The organism is Bacillus cereus group sp. TH152-1LC (assembly GCF_027710505.1).
Lineage (GTDB): Bacteria > Bacillota > Bacilli > Bacillales > Bacillaceae_G > Bacillus_A > Bacillus_A mobilis.
Map to the genome: position 1 here is coordinate 49574 of NZ_JAQFNK010000008.1, position 19428 is coordinate 69001.

Genomic DNA, 19428 nt, shown 5'->3' on the forward strand with positions numbered 1-19428 from the left:
GAGGAATTACCATGAAATTTTCAAGTAAACAACGTAAAGACGTATTAAACGGAGTAAATAAACAAGAGTTAGATGTGATCGTAATTGGTGGAGGTATTACTGGTTCTGGTATTGCATTAGATGGAGCAACACGCGGGTTATCAACAATTGTGTTTGAAATGCAGGACTTTGCAGCAGGTACATCAAGTCGTTCAACGAAGCTTGTACACGGTGGTCTACGTTATTTAAAACAACTTGAAGTGAAAATGGTAGCAGAGGTGGGGAAAGAGCGTGCGATCGTATATGAGAACGGTCCCCATGTAACAACACCAGAGTGGATGTTACTTCCGTTCCATACAGGCGGTACGTTCGGATCATTCAGTACATCAATTGGTCTTCGTGTATACGACTTCTTAGCAGGCGTAAAACGAAGCGAGCGCAGAAAAATGTTTAACCGTGAAGAAACATTAAACAAAGAGCCTCTTGTAAAAAAAGAAGGATTAAAAGGCGGCGGTTACTACGTAGAATATCGTACAGACGATGCGCGTCTTACAATTGAAGTAATGAAAGAAGCAATTGAACACGGTGCAAAAGCTGTTAACTACGCAAAAGTAGACGGTTTCTTATATAAAGATGGAAAAGTATGTGGTGTACGTGTAATCGATTTACTAGACGGTGAAGTATATGAAGTGTACGGTAAGAAAATTGTAAACGCAGCTGGTCCTTGGGTAGATACACTTCGTGAAAAAGATAACTCGAAAAAAGGGAAAGTACTTCAGTTATCAAAAGGTGTTCACTTAGTAATTGACCAAAAACGTTTCCCATTAGGTCAAGCGATTTACTTCGATACACCAGATAAACGTATGGTGTTCGCGATTCCTCGCGGCGGAAAAACATACGTAGGTACAACAGATACGTTCTATGATAAAGACGCAGCTGTACCGCACATGACAACAGAAGATCGCACATACATCATTAATGCGATTAACTACATGTTCCCAAGTGTAAAAATTACAGAAAAAGATGTAGAATCAAGCTGGGCTGGTGTACGTCCGCTAATTTATGAAGAAGGTAAGAATGCATCTGAAATTTCTCGTAAAGATGAAATTTGGACTTCTGAATCTGGTTTAATTACAATCGCAGGTGGTAAATTAACAGGATACCGCAAAATGGCTGAAATGGTAGTAGACTACGTAACGAATCTATTACAAAAAGAAGGTCATAGTGCATATGCGAAGAGCGACACGAAACATATGCCAATCTCTGGTGGACATGTAAGTGGTTCACAAGGATTCCCAGCATTCGTTGCGAAAAAAGCAGACGAAGGTACGAAATCTGGTTTAACGAAAGCGCAAGCAGAAGAATTCGCGAAATTCTACGGCTCTAACGTTGACGTACTGTTCGACTTAGCGAAAAAACATAAAGACGAAGCGAAAGAATACAACATGCCGCTAGACGTTCTAATCCCACTTGTATACGCAATGGATTACGAAATGACAGCGAAACCAGTTGACTTCTTCGTACGCCGCAGAGGCGCTGTATTCTTCAATATCCACTGGGTATACGAGTGGAAAGAAGCAGTAATCAACTACATGGCTGCGAAACTAGGCTGGAGCAAAGAAGAGCAAATGAAATACACAGCAGAACTAGAAAAAGCATTAACAGATGCTGTCATTCCTGTAGATCAACAAGAGCAGGCAGCTGCGTTAGCGTAAAATAGAAACCACCTGAAGGGGAGCCTTTAGGTGGTTTTTTGTGTTATTTATATAATCAAGCCATCTTTGTATGGTCATGAAATATTAGACCCTTTAAGTGAGTGTTGGAAAGAAGGAGGATTCGATTAAATCGGTTCTCTTTTTAATGTAGCGATGAGGGGAATCTTGGCGATAGAAAACTAAGACACCCCCCTTATTGCAAACGTAAAGAGCGCCTTGGGAGAGAGGCGCTCTTTAGGTGAATGTATTGTAACGACTATTCGGTTTATTATATGTAAGTTGTTGCGGAAGTGCTTTATAAAAAATGTTACTTTCAAAAGATAGGGCAACGGATGGGATTAAGGGTTCCTAGGGTTGCTGGTTAATTAATCACGTATTTTTTCAATGGTCGCATCAGTTGCGATTGGTGGTGTAGATTTAGTCGTTACTCCGAAGGATATAACGAGTTTATCCCCTAATTGATAATTCTTATTTTTTTCTATGGGAAGTTTTAATAGTTTATTTGGAATAAATTTCATTGCTTCCATCTCTGAGTAGGAAAGGGCTTCCTTTTTTGTAGGGGTATCTGCAACCAGTATGTATACAGTGTCAATTGAAATAACATATCCCGTGAAAGTCTCCGTTTTTAGAGCGGCAGTACTAGTTTGGTTGGGTGAATCTAGTGATACTGTACATCCGCAAGCTAATGTTAAGGTGGTTACTAAAGTTATGATTTTTTTCTTTGGCATTATTATTTCTGGCCTCCGTATAGTATATGTTTCGTATTATGATATTTGAATGTCTAGAGAAATGAAATTATACCATGAGAAAGTGAATTTAAGTTATAGATAGAGTATAAGCGCGATTAAAAATATTATGTGGAAGTGAAAATGAGCTTGAACTTTAGAGGGAGATGGAGTAGTACTTATAAATAAGTGGCTGTTTCCTATGCGGATTTTAAAGGGCTATATGGATTTTATCCCGCATTAACAGGCAGTAAAACTCCCACCTCAAAATTCACTTGGAGCAAAGAAGTTAGGTGGGAGTCGGGCTGCCCGTAAACGTCCGATTGGTTCAACTAATAATCAGTGGGGATGAACAAAACCCCCACTGATTATAGTTTCACTTTATGAAATTAAGGGTAAACAAAACGGTACGGACATTGCCAACCGAATTTTTTCATAAATTTATAAAACTTTTCTATACGGTACGTCGTCTAATATATGGGAAGGAGGAAATGATTGTGGATGAATTAACGGTAGAAGCGTTTGAAATAGAAGATAAGGAACTCCTTATCGATGAAATTATGAACAAGTATGGACAAGAAGTGCTGCAGCTTGTGTATTCATATGTAAACAATAAAGAGATTGCTGAGGATGTAACGCAAGATATATTTGTGAAATGTTATAAATCTCTTCATACATACAAAGGGAAGTCGAATGTGAAAACGTGGTTATGGAGAATTGCGATTAATCAATGTAAGGACTATATAAAAAGTTGGTATAACAAAAAGGTGATCGTGACAGAGGATGACTCTGCTTATATGGGGGTTCAAAATGATAGTGTCGAACAAACTGTCATTCAAAATGCGGAGGACCGTGAGCTCGCTTCTGCGGTAATGAATTTACCGATAAAATATCGAGAAGTCATTTATCTATTTTATTATAAAGAATTATCAATTAAAGAGATTGCTATTGTAATAGACGTGAAAGAAAACACGATAAAAACGAGACTGAAAAAAGCGAAGGAGCTTTTGAAGAAAGGATTGGAGGAATAATCAAATGGAAGATCGATTAAAAGGCCTGCGAAAATCAATGGAGAATACAACGTTTAAACATTTGAGCTTTTCCGATCAACATCGAAAGCAGGTGCGCGAAAAAATCAATGCTTCAAACGAAAAGGAAGAGGACATCTCTTTAGCGATTTTACAACTCCTCAGTAATGAAAAAACAGGGTACGAATTGTCGCAGCTACTACGAGGGAGAGGGATTCGAAAATTTGAAGGAAATGAAGGGTTTTTATATACCGTATTACATCGTCTAGAACAGAATCGTTTTATTCAATCAAGCTGGGATCATGCAGGAGCGAAATATTATCAATTAAACGATAAAGGAAGAAAGATGCTACGAAAGGCAGAAAAAAATGCTACAAAGGTGCAATTTATATTAAAAGGCTTAGTACAGGAGTGAGGCGAAATTGAATAAAAAAAGGGATCGTTTTGTAAGCGAAGTTACGAGCCATATTAAATCAAAAGAAGCAAAGAGCTTTGTAGCAACTGAACTAGATTTTCACTTAAAACAAGCAAAGAACACATGGATAGAAAAAGGGTTAAGTGAGGAAGTTGCTGAAAATAAAGCGGTGGAACAAATGGGAAGTCCAATTAAACTTGGCCAGGAACTTAATAAACTGCATAAGCCAAAGGTGGATTGGTTTTTACTTATTTTATTAGTGGCTGCTATGGGGTTAGGTTTTTTGCCGGTTATAGCTTTTGGATATATGGATGACTTACTAATGAATAAGGTGATATCTGTTATTCTAGGTAGTGCAACAGTTGCAGTGATGATGCTGACTGATTACCGGAAATTAGAGAGGTTAGGGTGGCTGTTTTACACAATTGGTGTACTTATCTTGTTAATATTATATTGTTTTCCGAGCGTTTTGGTGGCTGGAGAACCGTTAATAAAAATTGGTCCCGTTGCAATTAGTCGTTTAATGGCGGTGCCGTTCTTTTTTCTAGCTTGGGCTTCTTTTTTCAATAATAGTAGGTTAAAAGTTAGGTATCTTGTCGCTTTGTATTTATTTTCTCTCTATTTATTCTTAATTGGATCCGCTTTTTCAACAATGTTTATTTATATCGCAATGATCTTTGTTATGCTTTGGTGGAGTAAATTAGGAAAGAAAACGGCATTAATTATTACAATTGTACCAATCTGTTTATTGATTATAGGGGCCTCTTTTTCCTGGCCCACAGTAAAAGGAGTTTATTTGGATAGATTTTTAGGGTATTTGAATCCAGAGCGTGATGCACAGGGTGCAGGATTTATGTATATACGTTTAAAAGAGGTAATGTCGTCAGCAGGTTGGTTTGGTACATATGGAGATGTAAAGCTCATCCCTAATCCAGATACTGATTTTGTATTTGCAAGTTTGACTTATTATTATGGATATGTACTTGCACTGGTCCTTGTCTTAATTCTTTCTCTTTTTGTAGCACGGTTAATGTTCATATCTTATACAATAAATGACCGGTATGGTAAATTGCTTCTCATTGGAGGAATGACTCTTTTCGTAGTTCAATTTCTTTATAACGTTGGTATGATCTTAGGTTTATTACCGATTACTGCTATATCTTTACCTTTTATTAGTTACGGATTAACGCCGACTGTATTTCATGCGCTTATAATGGGGATCGTGCTGAGTGTATATCGGCGTAAGGATATTTCATTTAGTATGAGAAAAACACCTTGATGCTAAAAGAATTCATTATTATGATCAAGTACAAACGAAAATAGATAGTGGAAGAGGGTTATGATAAATAACCCTCTTTTCTTGTTTAAATAAGTGCACTCGCTTTAATAGAAATACATAATTCAGAACGAGATATCGATTCAGCTAGTTGTTGTAAATAAGTGTATTCTTCCGCATCTTTTTCGGAAGTATTAGGATCTAATAAAGGTGAAGATAGAAGTACATCAAGTGTAAGTATGTCTGCATCATGAGAAGTGATATTATAACCTGCAAATACTGGTCGTTTTAAATCTTTTACTTTTTGAATCATCTTATGGAATTTCGTAACACTTATATTAATTTTGGCTAATGGAAAACATTTTTCGGTCGGGTTATCGATGGTCTTTCTAATTTTATAATCGTATACGTAATAGTACTTTTCTTGTTCTTCTAGTTTTTGCAATTCTTTCGTTAATAAATGGTATGTATCTGTAAGGCCGGTTGTAAGTGCATCGTGTTCTGCGCCAACTAATAATGTAAAAGGTCTTGGTGATGAGATTTCGAGAGGACGGACGTTTAGGGTGGTAAAAGTAGGATTAGATTGTAAAATGTTATGTAATTTTTCGGTAGGAAACACGCCGTCATAAATAGCAATAAAATAATGGTTCATCTTGTCACTCCTTAGCTTGTTCTAAACTGATATATTCTATTTTTAAGGTGTAAATCCTGCATAAAAAAGAAACACCTTGAACAATCAAGGTGTTTTCGTTATAAGCTCAAAACTCTCCGAATTAGCCCCAAGTATAAAAGGACTAACCTCGCCAACGCTATAAAGTTGTAACTCATGCATTGCGCGCGTACAAGCAGTGTAGAACAATCTACGAACGCTCTCATCACTGTATACATCTTTAGAAGCATCGTAAATAATAACAGCATCAAATTCGATACCTTTCGCTAAGTAAGCAGGGATCACGACAATACCTTGCTCATACTCGGCTGAGTTACTCTTCACAAGTTTAATATTGTCGATATGACGAAGTGCTTCGTAGGCAGCGGCACTTTCAGCTGCAGATTTACATATAATTGCGATTGTATTATGCTGCTCTTTTTGTAGGTCAGCAACTTTGGCAGTAATATGCTCATGCAGTTCGCTGTCATTCGATACTTTCGTCACTGTAGGTTTCTCGCCATCACGTTCAAAGGCGTGAATGTGCTCTCCTTCCGGTACGAGAGAGCGTGTAAATTCAATGATCGGTTTTGTTGAGCGATAGCTACGAGTTAAGTTGATGCCGTTCGTTTCATCTGGTCCGTATAAGCTAGTAAGTGTGTTGAAATTCACTGCTTCACTCGCGTGGGAAAATATCGCTTGGTTAAAGTCCCCGAGTACAGTCATTCTTGCAGCAGGGAAGAGACGTTTTAAAAACTCAAACTGAAACGGCGAATAATCTTGCGCTTCATCTACGAGTACGTGTTTAATCGATCTATTCGTTTGGAAGCCTTCAATTAACTCTTTTAAAAGTAAAAATGGCGTCGCATCCTCGTAATATAGCTTTCCTTCATCAAGCATGTTTACTGTTAAGGAGCAAATGTCATCCCATTCTTTCGGTTTTTCTCCAGTAACCCATGATGCATCTGTGAAGAGCTGTTTATATATGCCTGTGAAATTGATGAAACGCAATGTTTGAACGCCTTTACGAAGTGGTTTCAATCTTTTACGGACAATCATACGTCCAAGTACTTTCGTTTCTTTGTCAAAATCATGAAAGGAGTTGTCGTCAAACTCGCCTTTTTTCTGTAAATATTTATAAGCCTTTTGGTATTCATCTTTACTCAGTAATTCAATTTCTTCTTCTACCCAAGGCTTTTTCAGTTCTGCTTTTTCAATTGCATCTATTTGTTTATTTAGCCAATCCGTTAACTTTTCAATTCGATTATGGAAACGGAGGGAGGAGTCAGTGTTGTAAAATTGTTCTGTAATTTCTTTAGCAGAAACAATTAATTTCCCTCTGAATTTCATTCCTCTAAATAGCATGCCAGACGATTCAAGAGATTGTCTGTACGTTCTAATCATCTCGAAAAATTGAGTAGATGCTTTAAATCGAATGCTCGCATTTCTCGTTTTATAGGTAGGGTTATCCGTTTCCGTTAACATATATTCTAATTGTTCATAAGGATCTTCAACGTCAAATGACTTGCTTAGTCTATGGTTTAAATATTCTTGGAACGTCACTTGCTGCATATTTTCTTCACCGAGTTCAGGTAGTACGTTAGATACGTAGCTGTTGAACATAGAGTTAGGGGAGAAGAGAATAATTTGATCGGCTTTTAACCATTCGCGATATTTATATAGTAAGTAGGCGATTCGTTGCAGGGCAGCTGACGTTTTACCACTACCAGCAGCTCCTTGCACGATAAGGAGTCGGCCTTCATCGTGACGGATAATTTCATTTTGCTCGCGCTGAATTGTAGCAACGATGCTCTGCATATGTTTGTTCGTACCTTTTCCGAGCGCTTGTTGCAAGATTTCATCACCAATTGTAAGGCTCGTATCGAACATAGAATCAATCTCGCTATTTTGAATAATGTATTGTAATTTTTTCTCCACATTACCGTGGATTACGCCACCTGGTGTACTGTATTCAGCCGGTCCTGGTGGATAATCGTAGTACACACTCGAAATGGGTGCGCGCCAGTCATATATAAGAAAGTTTTCTCCGCTTGCATCAGTAAGTGTAGCTACGCCGATATAAATTTGATCCGCAGTAGATTCTCCTTCTTCTTTGAAATCAATTCGCCCGAAGTAAGGTGCTTTATGCATGCGTCTTAATGCGGCAAGTCGATTAAAGGTGTGCTTATGGGTAATTTGTGTGACAGCTAGTGACTGAGCTTGTTGTCTTAAGTTGATAACTGTTTCAAGATAATCATCGAAAGTATCAGTATTCACTTTCACGTCATCCCAAAAGTGTTTACGAATATGGATTACTTCTGCCCGGCGTCTGCCAGTTTCGTTTTCCAGTTTATCAATTTGCTCCGTAATCGTTTCTATTACGGTATCCAATCGTTTTTGCTCTAAATCAAGTTTTTTGTTCATACGTAAGCACTCCTTTAAAAGTGAAAAATAGAGGTTGACTGAAGATGTGTTTTGGTGTACAATTAAGATACGGATAAATACGTTCTGAATATTTTTGAAAACGTGTTTCTGTACTAATTTAACATAGTTTTTTCATTTAATCAATGATAATAAGATAAACCTTGGTTCCGTGTGTGATGGAATCAAGGTTTTTTGTTGTTTTTCTTTAAGAAAGAATTGCAATTTTGCCGAGGAGAATTTAAGTAAAGCGTAGAAGAAAATGAGGAATAGGGGGATGCTGATGGAAAAATATTTTGAGGAAGCACATCGTTTTTGTTCTCGTAATAGAAAGCACTTAGAAAAAGATGCTGTATGTGGTTGTTTTTATTGTTTGGAAATTTTTAATCCAGAAAAAATTACAGAGTGGTGGGATGATGATAACACAGCAGTTTGTCCGCATTGTGGGATTGACTCTATTATCGGAGAAAGTTCTGGGTTTAAAATTACAGAAACATTTTTAAAGGAAATGCATAAAAAATGGTTTTAGTTAAATGAATGACAAAATTAATTTCTGTTAACGAAGATTATGTAAATATAAGTAACTAAGATTTTACACGATCCATAAAACGAAAAAGACGTTATCTTTTTTGGAGAATCGGGGAAGTAATTATATAATTTCATTTACCGAATTTGCACGTAATGTATCGTAAAGAGAGAGCAAACAAAAAAGCTTAGGCCGAAGCCCAAGCTTTTTTTACTTCATTATTTCTTTTCGTCTTTTTTAGCGTCAGCTTTTTTCTCTTCGAAAAGATCTTTTAAATCTTTATCGTCAACTTTTACGTCAGCTTTTTTGATTTCTTTCATCATAAGATCGTTCATGAATTCAGCGTCTTGTGCTTTCTTCGCAACTAACTCTTTTTTCAGGTCAGCTTTTGATTGCTCGAATGATTTTTCTGGCTCTTTAATGTCTGTAACTTTAATGATGTGGTAACCGAATTGTGTTTTTACAGGTTCGCTTACTTCATCTTTTTTCAGTTTATAAGCAGCATCTTCGAATTCTTTAACCATTTTACCATGTTCGAAGAATCCTAAGTCGCCACCTTTTTCTTTTGAACCAGTATCTTCAGAGTATTGTTTCGCTAACTCTTCGAAAGATTTACCTTGTCCAAGTTCCTCTTTAACTTTTTTCGCAGTCGCTTCATCTTTTACAAGAATGTGGCTTGCTTTAACTTCAGGCTTGTAGTTATCTTTTAATTCTTTATCAGTGATTGTTTTCTCGATAGCTTTTTCTTGCGCTAATTGAGCACGCACACCAGTTTTTAAAGTTTCTTCTTTAATACCTTGTTGTTTTAATAGTGTATCGAATTGATCACCGTATTGTTTTTTCATTTCATCGTACTTTTTGTCTACTTCTTTGTCTTCAACTTTGTAGTTTTTAATAAGTACTTTTTCCATAACCATGTTGTTTAGTACTTGTTTACCAGCTTGTGTCTTCATTTGATTGTAGAACTCGTCTTTTGTAATGTCACCAGCTTTAGATGTAACGATTTTGTCTGATGATGATCCTGTTCCACATGCTGATAATGCGATTACACTTGTTGCGGCTAAGGCAAGCATAGCTTTCTTCATTCGATAAACACTCCTACTATTATGTATTTTTAATTTATCCTACCCAATGAATTTTAGTTCATAAGAGCCCGATTAAGTCTCACTGATACTTTTGCTTTTGTATTGGTAAAGCGCGCTTAACAGGGCTTACCGAGGCTTTAGGATAAAGTTAAGATGCGTGTCAGTTATTTCATAGTATAAGCAATATGTACAAAATTTAATATATCATATTTCGACTCGATTTCATATTGATAAAGAAAATTTAACCAGTATGTGTCAGATTTTGAAGGTGTTCCATATTGGGCGTATGTCGCATATACAGAAAAGAGGAGGGGATGGGGATGAATTCTCAACTTATTTTATTACTTGTACTGTTTATTTTATTGGTTATAGTAGGTATAATTTGCTTATAGAGGAAAAAAGTGAGGAAGGGGCTTCCTTCCTCACTTTCCATGAAATATAATTTCTATATAACTAGAAATTAATAAAATTGTTATACATACATTAATAACCCGAAAGACACTGGGTTGGCGGCTCGCAGCTATTTGTTTTCGTTCACACAGTGTATGTGTCATAAAATTCGTGTAAAATATAACAAGAAGTGCGAATGCGACAAAAACAACTGTTATAAGTGTCATGAGGCGAGACCTCCTTTTGGCTAAAATACATATACTTTATATATTGTATCATACGATATTTTGTTCGTGTTATAAAATTCAGAAATAGAAGACTTTGTGTTAGAAAGTGAGGGAGAAAATGGACGTTGTTAGAAGATTAGAACAAGCTGAATACTACGTAGACCTACTATTTAAAATGATTGATGAAGAAAAGTGTCCATTTTATTCTTTGATCATAAAGAAAAAAGCTCGCAAAAAAGATATTGAACGTATACTACAACTTTGTGAAATACTGAACGAGCAATATGTAGTGGAAAAAGCAGAAGGGCTTCTTTTGTTCGATGCGCTGTTAGATCAATTTGAAAAAGCGCTTCCACATCAGCTCGAAGTACACGAAACTGCGGAAGCGCTAGCAAAACAAGGTTTATTTAACCCGCTTATGAATGAATTCTTAAGCATGATTGCGAAAAAATAAATAGATTACTTCTTAACTAACTTCTGATCGGATTCCGTAAAATTCTCCTCAATATTCTCTAATGATTTCTCAAAAATATCGATGAAGTCTTGTCCGTAAATGTTGCGCAAGATAGCGATAAGTTCGATATTTTCTGGGAACTTACCATAGAAATTACGAAGTGCAAGAGCCCCATTAAATACAGAGTTATTTTCAGGATCATACTCCTCCATTAAGCGAAGTAGTAATTCTTCCCCTTTGTCTGTAATCTCAATGTACGTATTTCGTTTATCATCTTCTTTTTTCGAGAATACAAGATAGCCGCGTTCTTCCAGCTTTTTCGAGAAGTTAAACGCCGTTGATACGTGCATAACCCCAAACTTAGCAATCTCAGAAATAGAAGCCCCTTTTAAATGATAAGCGATTGATAAAATATGATGCTCATTAATGTTTAAATCGTAAGGCTTAATCCACTGTTGCCAATCTTTCTCTACACATTTCCATAACGCTTTCGATAATTGAGCAATGCGTTGGCTGAAAATCATCGCTTCTTTTACCGAGTAATCTTTTTCTCCACTTTTCATTTACTCACCCACTTTAACATTCTTTTTCATTACTATCTATTATGCCAGTAAAGTAAAAATTAATAAAGTCTTTTTGTGAGAATTGTGAAAATTTTTCGGAAAAATGACATTCTATACAAATCATGCATAACTATGGAAGCGTTTTATGAGTCGTGAATACATGTGTTGTCCTTACATGTTAAGTGATAACATATATTGTAAATGCATAAAAACACGGCATATCTGTGTGATATGCCGTGATAAGGTCAATTTATATAAAAATATTTGTTATATGCAAAAAACTAAGCAGGAATTTGTTTACGCTTTTTCCGGAACAGCTTCTTGTAGTTTCTCAATTGATTTTTGAATGTCCAAAATTTCTTTCTCAATATGGCGCTTGTTTTGAGAAATATCTTGCTTCCAGTTCGAAAGCGTGTCTTGCATATCGTCTTTTAATTCTTGAAACACTTCTTTACCTTCTGAAGCAGTTTCAACGATTTGACGTTTTAATAATTTTGTATCAGCTGTAATATCAGCTAAAGTCTTTTTAATATCAGTTCCTTTTTCTTTCAGCTTACCGCGCATAGCTTTACCAGAAGAAGGAGTAGAGAAAAGAACAGCTAGTCCAGCAACTGCTCCGCCGCAAATGACACCTGTAATAAAGGATTTAGCTTTTGACATAAAAGGAAACCTCCTTATTTTTTGTTCGTATTCATGATGTGAAAAAATATGCATATCTTTAAGACAAGGGAAAGAAAAGTGTGCAATGCACAGTCCCCGGCATCTTGAGTGGAGAAACAAGCCGTGCAATATGTAATCACTTTAGGAAAGTGGCTTGTTATGTATTACTTCTTATTATAGTGTCACTATTTCACACTATTTGCAATTGTACTTGCGATGTTTTGTAAATTTTCCATTGTGTATTCATTTTGATGTGATTTCCAAACAGCACCGAAACCATCGTTTTCACCGTAGCGTGGAATTAAATGAAGGTGGAAGTGGAACACAGTTTGTCCAGCTTTTTCACCGTTATTGTTAAGTAGGTTAAAGCCAACTGGATTAAACTCTGTTTTAATCGCATTTGAGATTTTCGGAACGACAGAAAAAATGTGTGATGCGATTTCTGGCGTTAACGCAAAAATGTCTTGTTTGTGAACTTTTGGAATAACAAGGGTATGTCCTTTTGTTACTTGACTAATATCTAAAAATGCAAGCACATGTTCATCTTCGTATACTTTTGAGCAAGGGATTTGCCCATCAATAATTTTACAAAAAATACAATTGTCCGCTGTATGATTCATTGATCTCATCCTTTCAAATATCCTTAGCCGTATTTTACCATAATTACATAAGAGAACAAACACGAAAAACAGGAAGCTGACTCAGCTTCCTGTTTTCTGAAGAGGGATTGAAAAAGCATTATCGTAATTTACGTTTCGCAGACACCTCATTTATTTAAGAAATGCACGGTAAATCGGCTAAAGTTTCTGCCGTAGACACCTCATTTTCAAGTGAAATGAATTGCAATCTTTATAAAGGGAAATTGTTTATTTTTTAAAACAGTATATGCTCTTTCGGAGACACCCCGTTTCTAAAATGAAACAAATAATCTGGTTATGTGTAAATTTCTTTGTCCAACATGGACACCCCATTTCATGATGACTTCACTATGTTGTTGTACTCATCAATTGGTGGTTGCTTTTTCAATGTGTTCCTTCTTCACTAATTATGATGTCCGCTTTTGTAAAAATATATGCCAACAAATTTAAATTTTTTTTGAGGGCATCGATACTATGTAGTACAGCGCTATTTTTGGTAAGATGAATATAGAATGAATACTAATGAAGAAAGTGGTGTCGTATGAGCGAGTTATTGCGTGTAGAAAATGTTACAGGAGGATATACGAAACGACCTGTACTAAAAGATGTTTCGTTCTCTGTGAATAAAGGTGAACTTGTCGGCTTAATCGGTTTAAATGGAGCGGGTAAAAGTACGACGATTAAACATATTATCGGCTTAATGGAACCGAAAAAAGGAACTGTCACAATTAATGGGAAAACAATTCGTGATGATATGACAGCGTACCGTTCTAGTTTTTCGTTCATCCCAGAAACACCAGTATTATATGACGAGCTAACGCTAGAAGAACATTTGAAGTTAACAGCGATGGCGTACGGTGTGGATGAAAAACAATACGAAGAACGTGTAGGACAACTATTACAAGAATTTCGCATGAAAAATCGTTTAAAGTGGTTTCCATCTCATTTCTCAAAAGGGATGAAACAAAAAGTAATGATTATGAGTGCGTTTTTAGTGGAGCCATCTCTTTACATTGTGGACGAACCATTCGTTGGACTTGATCCGTTAGCAATTCAATCACTCCTTCAAATGATGGATCAAATGAAAAAGAGTGGTGCAGGTATTTTAATGAGTACACATATTTTAGCGACGGCAGAGCGTTATTGTGATTCGTTCATTATTTTGCATCAAGGTGAAGTAAGAGCGATGGGAACATTATCTGAACTGCAATCACAGTTTAATATGCCGGGTGCAACGCTAGATGATATTTATATTGCATTAACGAAGGAAGAAGATTATGAATAGCACAGCATTATGGAAAGAACGATTTCGTCACTTTCTAAAAGAAGTTCGTACATATAGTAAATACGTATTTAATGATCATTTGAAATTTATTTTCGTATTTATCATCGGCGCAGGAGCGTACTATTACCAGCAATGGTTACAAACGTTAACGCCTTCGTTTCAGGCGGCCCTTGTTATGGCAGTGTTACTCGGTCTCGTATTAACGGCCGGATCCATTCAAACGTTATTAAAAGAAGCAGATCTCGTTTACTTACTGCCAGTTGAAGAAAAGTTAAAACCATACTTCACAAAGGCATTTCTCTTTACGTTTATGATTCAGTTATACATAATCGCAATCGTAGCGGCAGCGCTTGCCCCGTTATACTTCCAGCAAATGAAGCAAACAGGAGCGGCTTACATATGGATTGTACTCGCGTTTGTTATTGTAAAAGCGTGGAACTTATTTGTTGCGTGGGAAAAGTCATTTTTAACAGATCAAAATATACAAAGAGCGGATTGGTTCATTCGTTTTATTTTAAACGGCTTATTTGTGTATTTCCTTGTAGAACGTACTTCGGTTATGTTAATTGGTGGAATCGTCCTTCTCATGGTGTTATACCTCGTAGTACTGCATCAAATGGTGAAGGGAAAGCCGCTAAACTGGGAGTATTTAATTTCTGAAGAAGGTAAGAAAATGATGCTGTTGTATCGCATTGCGAACATGTTCGTTGATGTACCAGCATTAAAAGAAAGAGTAGCACGTAGAAAATGGCTTGATTTCATCCTTTCGATGATCGGTGAAAAGCGTACCTATTTATATTTATATACAAGAACGTTTTTACGATCTGGTAACTATTTCGGCTTATATGTGCGCCTGCTCGCTCTTGGCGGAGTTATTCTTTACTTCATTCCGTTTTTATATGGACGATTTATCGTAAGCCTTATTTTCCTATACTTAATCGGTTATCAGCTCTTAACTTTATGGAAACATCACCGCATGAAGATTTGGCTTGATTTGTATCCGGTCGGGGGAGAAGAGAAGAAGAAAGATTTTCTTGTCTTATTAAATGCAATCCTTATTATCGGTAGCGTGATATTTACAGTTATATTCGCCCTTGCGACGAAAGATTTCATGATGACGGGCATTTTATTAGTCGTAAGCATAGTATTTAGTATCGGTTTCGTTTATCAATACGGGGCGAAACGTATTGAGCGTTTAAATTGAAGGGAATGAACCTATGATTACATACGAAGAGAAGGTTATAAAAGAATTGGAGCAGTGGAAAGCTACATTCATGAAAGATTCTTCTATGATGACACGGTTCTCTAAGAAAGTGCAGACGAAAGTACAACAGCTTATTCCGGCGAAAGTGCAAAAAGTATTAACAGAAACGATTCGGATGATGGTGCAAACGATTAGTGCTGGATCAAACTTTATAAAGCCGAAATTAAAAGAGACGAACTGGTCATTGCAAAGAAGAGACGACGAAGTACGTAAAAAAATGGATGAGTACAAAAAAATAGCAGCGGCAGAAGGAGCAGGGACAGGAGCTGGCGGTATTCTCCTTGGCCTTGCTGACTTTCCGCTTTTACTCGGCATTAAAATTAAATTTTTATTCGATGCAGCAACGTTGTACGGATTTGATACGAGCGATAAAGAAGAGCGTCTTTTCATCCTTCACGTTTTCCAGCTTGCCTTTTCAAGTGACGACCACCGAAAAGAAATATGGAAAGCAATCGAAACGTGGGATACAGAAAAAGAAAATCATATGGACTGGGAAAAGTTCCAAACAGAGTACCGAGACTATATTGATTTAGCAAAAACGCTTCAGCTCGTACCAATAATCGGTGCCCCGGTCGGCGCCTATGCGAACTATCAACTACTGCAAAGGCTCGGCGAAGTAACGATGAATTGTTATCGTATGCGATTGTTAAATAGGAATTAAAAAGAAAGCATCCTAAATTGTGAGTTAGGATGCTTTTTTGTTTTCATGATTAATGCTTGAAAAGAAGAATGTATAATTCAGATTGTCTTTTCAGCGTTTTAGGCTGAAATTAGTGGTAGAGATAGAACCGATATTATAATCATCTTTATAATCAATTGAAGTAGTAAATTTCTTATTTGTATCATCTTTGATATGACCCGTTATAAAAATAGTTTCGATATCATTAGAAGGAAATCTATGATTTGTAATAGTCACTTCTAAATTCTCTTTTTCTTTGAAATACTGAATGGTTTCTTCTGTTGCTTTATTAATGATTTGTTGTTCCTCATTCTTTTGATCTATAGTACATCCTCCTAAAAGGATAAGTGTAAAGATAAAGAATAATCTTATAGCATATTTTTTCACGAATAATCACTCCATGAATGTTGCGTTATATTCCTCTTCAATAAATTTTATATTCACTGAACATTGTGTGGTGAGGTATAAAGAAAAGGCACTTTAAAAGAGTGCCTTTTCTTTATTATTTTAAATGTAAATTTTCACTTGTAGAGATAGAACCTATTGTATATTCATCTCCACCGTATTCTATTGTAATATTAAATGTTTTGCTTTCATCATTTTTTATATAGCCGGAGATAAAGATACCTTGTAAATCACTTGGACCAAATCTATAATCAGTGATTACTACATCTAAGTCTTGTTTTTCTTTGAAGTATTGGATTGTTCTTTCTTGTGCCTTTTCAACTATTTGTTGTTCAGTATTTTTTTGATCTATCGTACATCCTCCTAAAAGGATAAGTGTGAAAGTAAAGAATAATCTTATAGCATATTTTTTCAAGAATAATCACTCCATGAATGTTGCGTTATATTCCTCTTCACTAAATTGTATATCCACAGAATATGTTGTGGCTGGGTATAAAGAAACGGGACTCTAAAGTAAAAAGGTTATTAGTTTTTAAGTTTTAAATTTTTAATGTTGGGAGTTAGCCTTATTGAATAGTCATCCTAGCTTATATGCACATGAAATAATTAGAATTAATATAAATTCCCAACAAAAATATATTGTATTTTTATATTAATTTCACTCATCATAACTAATACTTTCAACCTTATATTTATCTTTATAATTTATATCTGCAGTTATTTTACGATTTGGATTATTGGTTACATGACCCGATACAAAAATTACTCCAAAATCTGCAGGGCCGAATTCGACTTTTGTCACTGTAACATCTAGTTTTTTATCCTCTTTAAAATGTTGGATTGCGATCTTTGTTGCTTTTTCTTTTAATGCTATTTCTTCATCATTTTTTTGTTTGTTCATATACATCAACCCTCCAATAAAAAGTATTATTATAATTACTATTAACAAAAATCCCTTTTTTTTTCAAAAAAATCACCCTCTTCTAATAATAAACTATTTATTATAGGGGTAAAAGAATGAAAGAAAGTGCAGTTTTAGATCAAACTTATTATGATTTGGCAAAGGGAGCTTATAGGAATAATTTAGGTGAAAATTATGAGATAAAGGATTATATAGATCAAAAAAAGTTTTACAGACATGAAAAGTAGGAGAAACATTCCACGATAAACCGGAATGGGCGCAGTAGTCTTTTTATTAGATGTGAATGGGGAAAAGCAAGTTATGGTAGCTTTCCGAGGAACAGAAGGGGATAAAATTATAAAGTAAAACTCTGTAGGCGTTCCGATGAAGCTAGGGAAGGTATGAGGGATTTAAAAACAGATACAAATCATTTTGTTAATAAAAAAATTTATATGCTAAAATATTTTACGTAAAAAAGACACTCTAGTGAGTGTCTAATAATTATTCTTTTAATTTTAGATTTTTAGAGTATGATCTAGAACTTATATTATACTCTCCACCCCCATATTCTACACCTACTCCAAACGTTTTGCTTTCATCTCCTTTAACATGTCCATCTATAAAAACAGTTTGAAAATCATTGGGGGAGAACTCATGTCCTGTAATTACTACATCTAGCTCCTCTCTTTCTTTAAAATATTTAATGGTTATCTCTTCTGCCTTTGCTACTATTTCTTTTTCTTCATTTGTTTTATTATTCATACTGCATCCCCCTAAAAGTATAAGTGTAAGGATAATGAATAATCTTATACCATATTTTTTCAATCAAAATCCCTCCATTAATGTTATTCAATATTTAGAATATATTAAATTATCTGGGAGGGGAAATGTTTTGAATGAAAATGATAAAGTTTTAGATTCTAGTTATTATCAAATGTCAAGGTTTGCTTATCGTGGTGATGAGAAGTTAGGAAACAGTATTGAGGTCACCGACAACAAAGGTAATCCTTTACAAAAATGGGAAGTAAGCGAGACGTTCCACGACAAACAAACCGGAATGGACGCAGTAGTCTTTGAACGAGATGTCGATGGGAAAAAGCAAGTTATGGTATCTTTCCGAGGAACAGAAGGGGATAAAATTATAGAGAAAAACTCTTTAGGCATTCCGATGAAGCCAGGGGAAGGCATGAAGGATTTAAAAACGGATACCAATCATTTTGTATTACGAGAAGGTGTTCATGAACCAGCAGCACCTCCTGTAGCAGGGACTGAGAATGAAGGTTCAAAGAAATATTGGAATGAAGAGAATCAGCGCTGGGAAACACATAATCAATTCGAACAAGCTGAAAGGGTCATGAAACAAGTAACGGATACATACAAGGACAGGGATGATGTAGAGATATATACGACGGGTCATTCGTTAGGGGGGCTTTAGCGGAATATGCAGCGGCATCTAATGACAATGTAAGATGTATGTCATGGAATGCGCCGAGTGCAAAACATTTGTTACCACCTGATTTACAAGAAAGAGCAAATAATGGTGAGTTTAATAATAGAATTGTAAGTGTTGTTCACGGAAATGATTCAATTGGCTATGGACCATTTGGTGCATATGAAAGTCATATAGGCTCTACTTATGCGGTAACACCACCAATTTCAAAAGAAGAGATGTCAAAGCTATCATTACAGCAAAAGCTTGGGATGGAGGTTACTCGATTTTTGAATTCGATAAGTGGCCCTGGTTATCATTATCAAACAGATCAGAACTTCCGGTTTGGAGAGAATGGGTCTTTATCCAATAAATACTTGTTAAATGTAGACACGAATGAAAGAGTTTATGATTCACCAGGCGCGTTATTAGGCGGGGGAGAGATTCGTGTAGTTGTAGAGGATTTGGAAAAGGCTGTAAGAGATATGAAGCGAAACGCGCAAGAATTTCAAGATAGAGTACCGAGGTTAATTTCTAATATGATGACATTATTAGAAACGGCTGAAAGTAGACGGGTAGAAGCTAAAGTAAATAATATACGTGCACATGTAGAGCATTTAAGTTTTTGGTACATACGAACAGCAACGGAAATTTCAGATTTTATTGAGAAGAAAGCCGATGATTATAAGAAGACGGATCAACAATATTAAGGGA

The 19428-nt window shown here is 35.8% G+C and carries 22 protein-coding genes and 2 pseudogenes; 12 read left to right on the forward strand and 12 right to left on the reverse strand.

Features of this window, described 5'->3' with window-relative positions:
• Window positions 1–11: 11 nt before the first annotated feature.
• Window positions 12–1694, forward strand: coding sequence for an aerobic glycerol-3-phosphate dehydrogenase (gene glpD, locus PDL00_RS18795; RefSeq protein WP_242256382.1), 1683 nt, complete (start codon window positions 12–14; stop codon window positions 1692–1694).
• Between the two features lie 365 nt (window positions 1695–2059).
• Here glpD and PDL00_RS18800 read toward each other — a convergent pair whose 3' ends face one another.
• A complete protein-coding gene (locus PDL00_RS18800) occupies window positions 2060–2422 on the reverse strand; it encodes a YobA family protein (RefSeq protein ID WP_242256647.1) in 363 nt (120 codons plus the stop codon).
• Window positions 2423–2916: 494 nt separating this feature from the next.
• Here PDL00_RS18800 and PDL00_RS18805 point away from each other — a divergent pair, with 494 nt between their 5' ends.
• The 3 genes from PDL00_RS18805 to PDL00_RS18815 are packed head-to-tail and all read left to right on the forward strand — an operon-like array spanning window position 2917 to window position 5141.
• Entirely contained in the window at window positions 2917–3450 is a 534-nt protein-coding gene (locus PDL00_RS18805) for a sigma-70 family RNA polymerase sigma factor (RefSeq protein WP_270730608.1), read from the forward strand.
• Between the two features lie 4 nt (window positions 3451–3454).
• Window positions 3455–3862, forward strand: a complete 408-nt coding sequence (locus PDL00_RS18810) for a PadR family transcriptional regulator (RefSeq protein ID WP_016128876.1) — start codon at window positions 3455–3457, stop codon at window positions 3860–3862.
• Between the two features lie 7 nt (window positions 3863–3869).
• The gene (locus tag PDL00_RS18815; protein WP_242256652.1) at window positions 3870–5141 is read left to right on the forward strand and encodes an FtsW/RodA/SpoVE family cell cycle protein; all 1272 of its coding nucleotides are present in this window, start codon (window positions 3870–3872) and stop codon (window positions 5139–5141) included.
• A gap of 85 nt (window positions 5142–5226) precedes the next feature.
• Here the strand turns inward: PDL00_RS18815 and PDL00_RS18820 are convergent, their stop codons facing one another.
• Together PDL00_RS18820 and helD are read right to left on the reverse strand one after the other, a co-directional pair.
• A complete protein-coding gene (locus tag PDL00_RS18820; RefSeq protein WP_242256653.1) occupies window positions 5227–5790 on the reverse strand; it encodes a hypothetical protein in 564 nt (187 codons plus the stop codon).
• A gap of 84 nt (window positions 5791–5874) precedes the next feature.
• Entirely contained in the window at window positions 5875–8211 is a 2337-nt protein-coding gene (gene helD / locus PDL00_RS18825; protein ID WP_270730610.1) for an RNA polymerase recycling motor HelD, read from the reverse strand.
• 280 nt (window positions 8212–8491) lie between these two features.
• On the opposite strand from helD, the gene PDL00_RS18830 reads away from it, so the two are divergent.
• A complete protein-coding gene (locus PDL00_RS18830) occupies window positions 8492–8737 on the forward strand; it encodes a cytoplasmic protein (RefSeq protein ID WP_270730611.1) in 246 nt (81 codons plus the stop codon).
• A 215-nt stretch (window positions 8738–8952) separates the two neighbouring features.
• Here PDL00_RS18830 and prsA read toward each other — a convergent pair whose 3' ends face one another.
• A complete protein-coding gene (gene prsA / locus PDL00_RS18835) occupies window positions 8953–9819 on the reverse strand; it encodes a peptidylprolyl isomerase PrsA (RefSeq protein ID WP_242256659.1) in 867 nt (288 codons plus the stop codon).
• A gap of 278 nt (window positions 9820–10097) precedes the next feature.
• Here prsA and PDL00_RS34740 point away from each other — a divergent pair, with 278 nt between their 5' ends.
• A complete protein-coding gene (locus PDL00_RS34740; protein WP_306447429.1) occupies window positions 10098–10211 on the forward strand; it encodes a YjcZ family sporulation protein in 114 nt (37 codons plus the stop codon).
• Between the two features lie 30 nt (window positions 10212–10241).
• On the opposite strand, the gene PDL00_RS18840 is transcribed toward PDL00_RS34740, so the two are convergent.
• Window positions 10242–10436, reverse strand: coding sequence for a hypothetical protein (locus PDL00_RS18840; RefSeq protein WP_000172691.1), 195 nt, complete (start codon window positions 10434–10436; stop codon window positions 10242–10244).
• Between the two features lie 118 nt (window positions 10437–10554).
• Between PDL00_RS18840 and PDL00_RS18845 the strand changes: the two genes are divergently transcribed.
• Entirely contained in the window at window positions 10555–10890 is a 336-nt protein-coding gene (locus PDL00_RS18845; RefSeq protein WP_063262020.1) for a DUF1878 family protein, read from the forward strand.
• A 5-nt stretch (window positions 10891–10895) separates the two neighbouring features.
• On the opposite strand, the gene PDL00_RS18850 is transcribed toward PDL00_RS18845, so the two are convergent.
• From PDL00_RS18850 to PDL00_RS18860, 3 genes are all read right to left on the reverse strand, one after another.
• On the reverse strand, window positions 10896–11453 hold the full coding sequence (locus PDL00_RS18850) for an HTH-type transcriptional regulator Hpr (RefSeq protein ID WP_000834920.1): 558 nt from the start codon (window positions 11451–11453) through the stop codon (window positions 10896–10898).
• 297 nt (window positions 11454–11750) lie between these two features.
• A complete protein-coding gene (locus PDL00_RS18855; protein WP_000030296.1) occupies window positions 11751–12113 on the reverse strand; it encodes a YtxH domain-containing protein in 363 nt (120 codons plus the stop codon).
• Window positions 12114–12298: 185 nt separating this feature from the next.
• Window positions 12299–12733: an HIT family protein gene (locus PDL00_RS18860; protein WP_242256663.1), complete on the reverse strand. Its 435-nt coding sequence runs from the start codon at window positions 12731–12733 to the stop codon at window positions 12299–12301.
• 559 nt (window positions 12734–13292) lie between these two features.
• Between PDL00_RS18860 and ecsA the strand changes: the two genes are divergently transcribed.
• From ecsA to ecsC, 3 genes are read left to right on the forward strand one after another with little or no spacing between them, the layout of a single operon-like run.
• Complete coding sequence (ecsA, locus tag PDL00_RS18865) at window positions 13293–14036, forward strand: ABC transporter ATP-binding protein EcsA (RefSeq protein WP_001292604.1); 744 nt, start codon at window positions 13293–13295, stop codon at window positions 14034–14036.
• Complete coding sequence (ecsB, locus tag PDL00_RS18870) at window positions 14029–15240, forward strand: ABC transporter permease EcsB (RefSeq protein ID WP_242256667.1); 1212 nt, start codon at window positions 14029–14031, stop codon at window positions 15238–15240. Before ecsA ends, ecsB begins: the two co-directional genes overlap by 8 nt.
• A 13-nt stretch (window positions 15241–15253) precedes the next feature.
• The gene (ecsC, locus tag PDL00_RS18875) at window positions 15254–15961 is read left to right on the forward strand and encodes an ecs operon protein EcsC (protein WP_270730617.1); all 708 of its coding nucleotides are present in this window, start codon (window positions 15254–15256) and stop codon (window positions 15959–15961) included.
• Between the two features lie 90 nt (window positions 15962–16051).
• Here ecsC and PDL00_RS18880 read toward each other — a convergent pair whose 3' ends face one another.
• The 3 genes from PDL00_RS18880 to PDL00_RS18890 form a co-directional block, all read right to left on the reverse strand.
• Window positions 16052–16366 (reverse strand): DUF1433 domain-containing protein, encoded by a 315-nt coding sequence (locus tag PDL00_RS18880; protein WP_270730619.1) that lies wholly within the window; start codon window positions 16364–16366, stop codon window positions 16052–16054.
• A gap of 115 nt (window positions 16367–16481) precedes the next feature.
• On the reverse strand, window positions 16482–16799 hold the full coding sequence (locus tag PDL00_RS18885) for a hypothetical protein (protein WP_002188638.1): 318 nt from the start codon (window positions 16797–16799) through the stop codon (window positions 16482–16484).
• Between the two features lie 243 nt (window positions 16800–17042).
• Window positions 17043–17285, reverse strand: a complete 243-nt coding sequence (locus PDL00_RS18890) for a hypothetical protein (protein WP_223270640.1) — start codon at window positions 17283–17285, stop codon at window positions 17043–17045.
• Between the two features lie 116 nt (window positions 17286–17401).
• Here PDL00_RS18890 and PDL00_RS34745 point away from each other — a divergent pair.
• Window positions 17402–17722, forward strand: a pseudogene (locus PDL00_RS34745) (lipase family protein); the annotation flags it as partial.
• Between the two features lie 64 nt (window positions 17723–17786).
• Here the strand turns inward: PDL00_RS34745 and PDL00_RS18905 are convergent.
• Window positions 17787–18110, reverse strand: a complete 324-nt coding sequence (locus tag PDL00_RS18905; protein ID WP_176546175.1) for a hypothetical protein — start codon at window positions 18108–18110, stop codon at window positions 17787–17789.
• Between the two features lie 67 nt (window positions 18111–18177).
• On the opposite strand from PDL00_RS18905, the pseudogene PDL00_RS18910 reads away from it, so the two are divergent.
• A pseudogene (locus PDL00_RS18910) lies at window positions 18178–19424 on the forward strand (lipase family protein).
• Window positions 19425–19428: the final 4 nt, after the last annotated feature.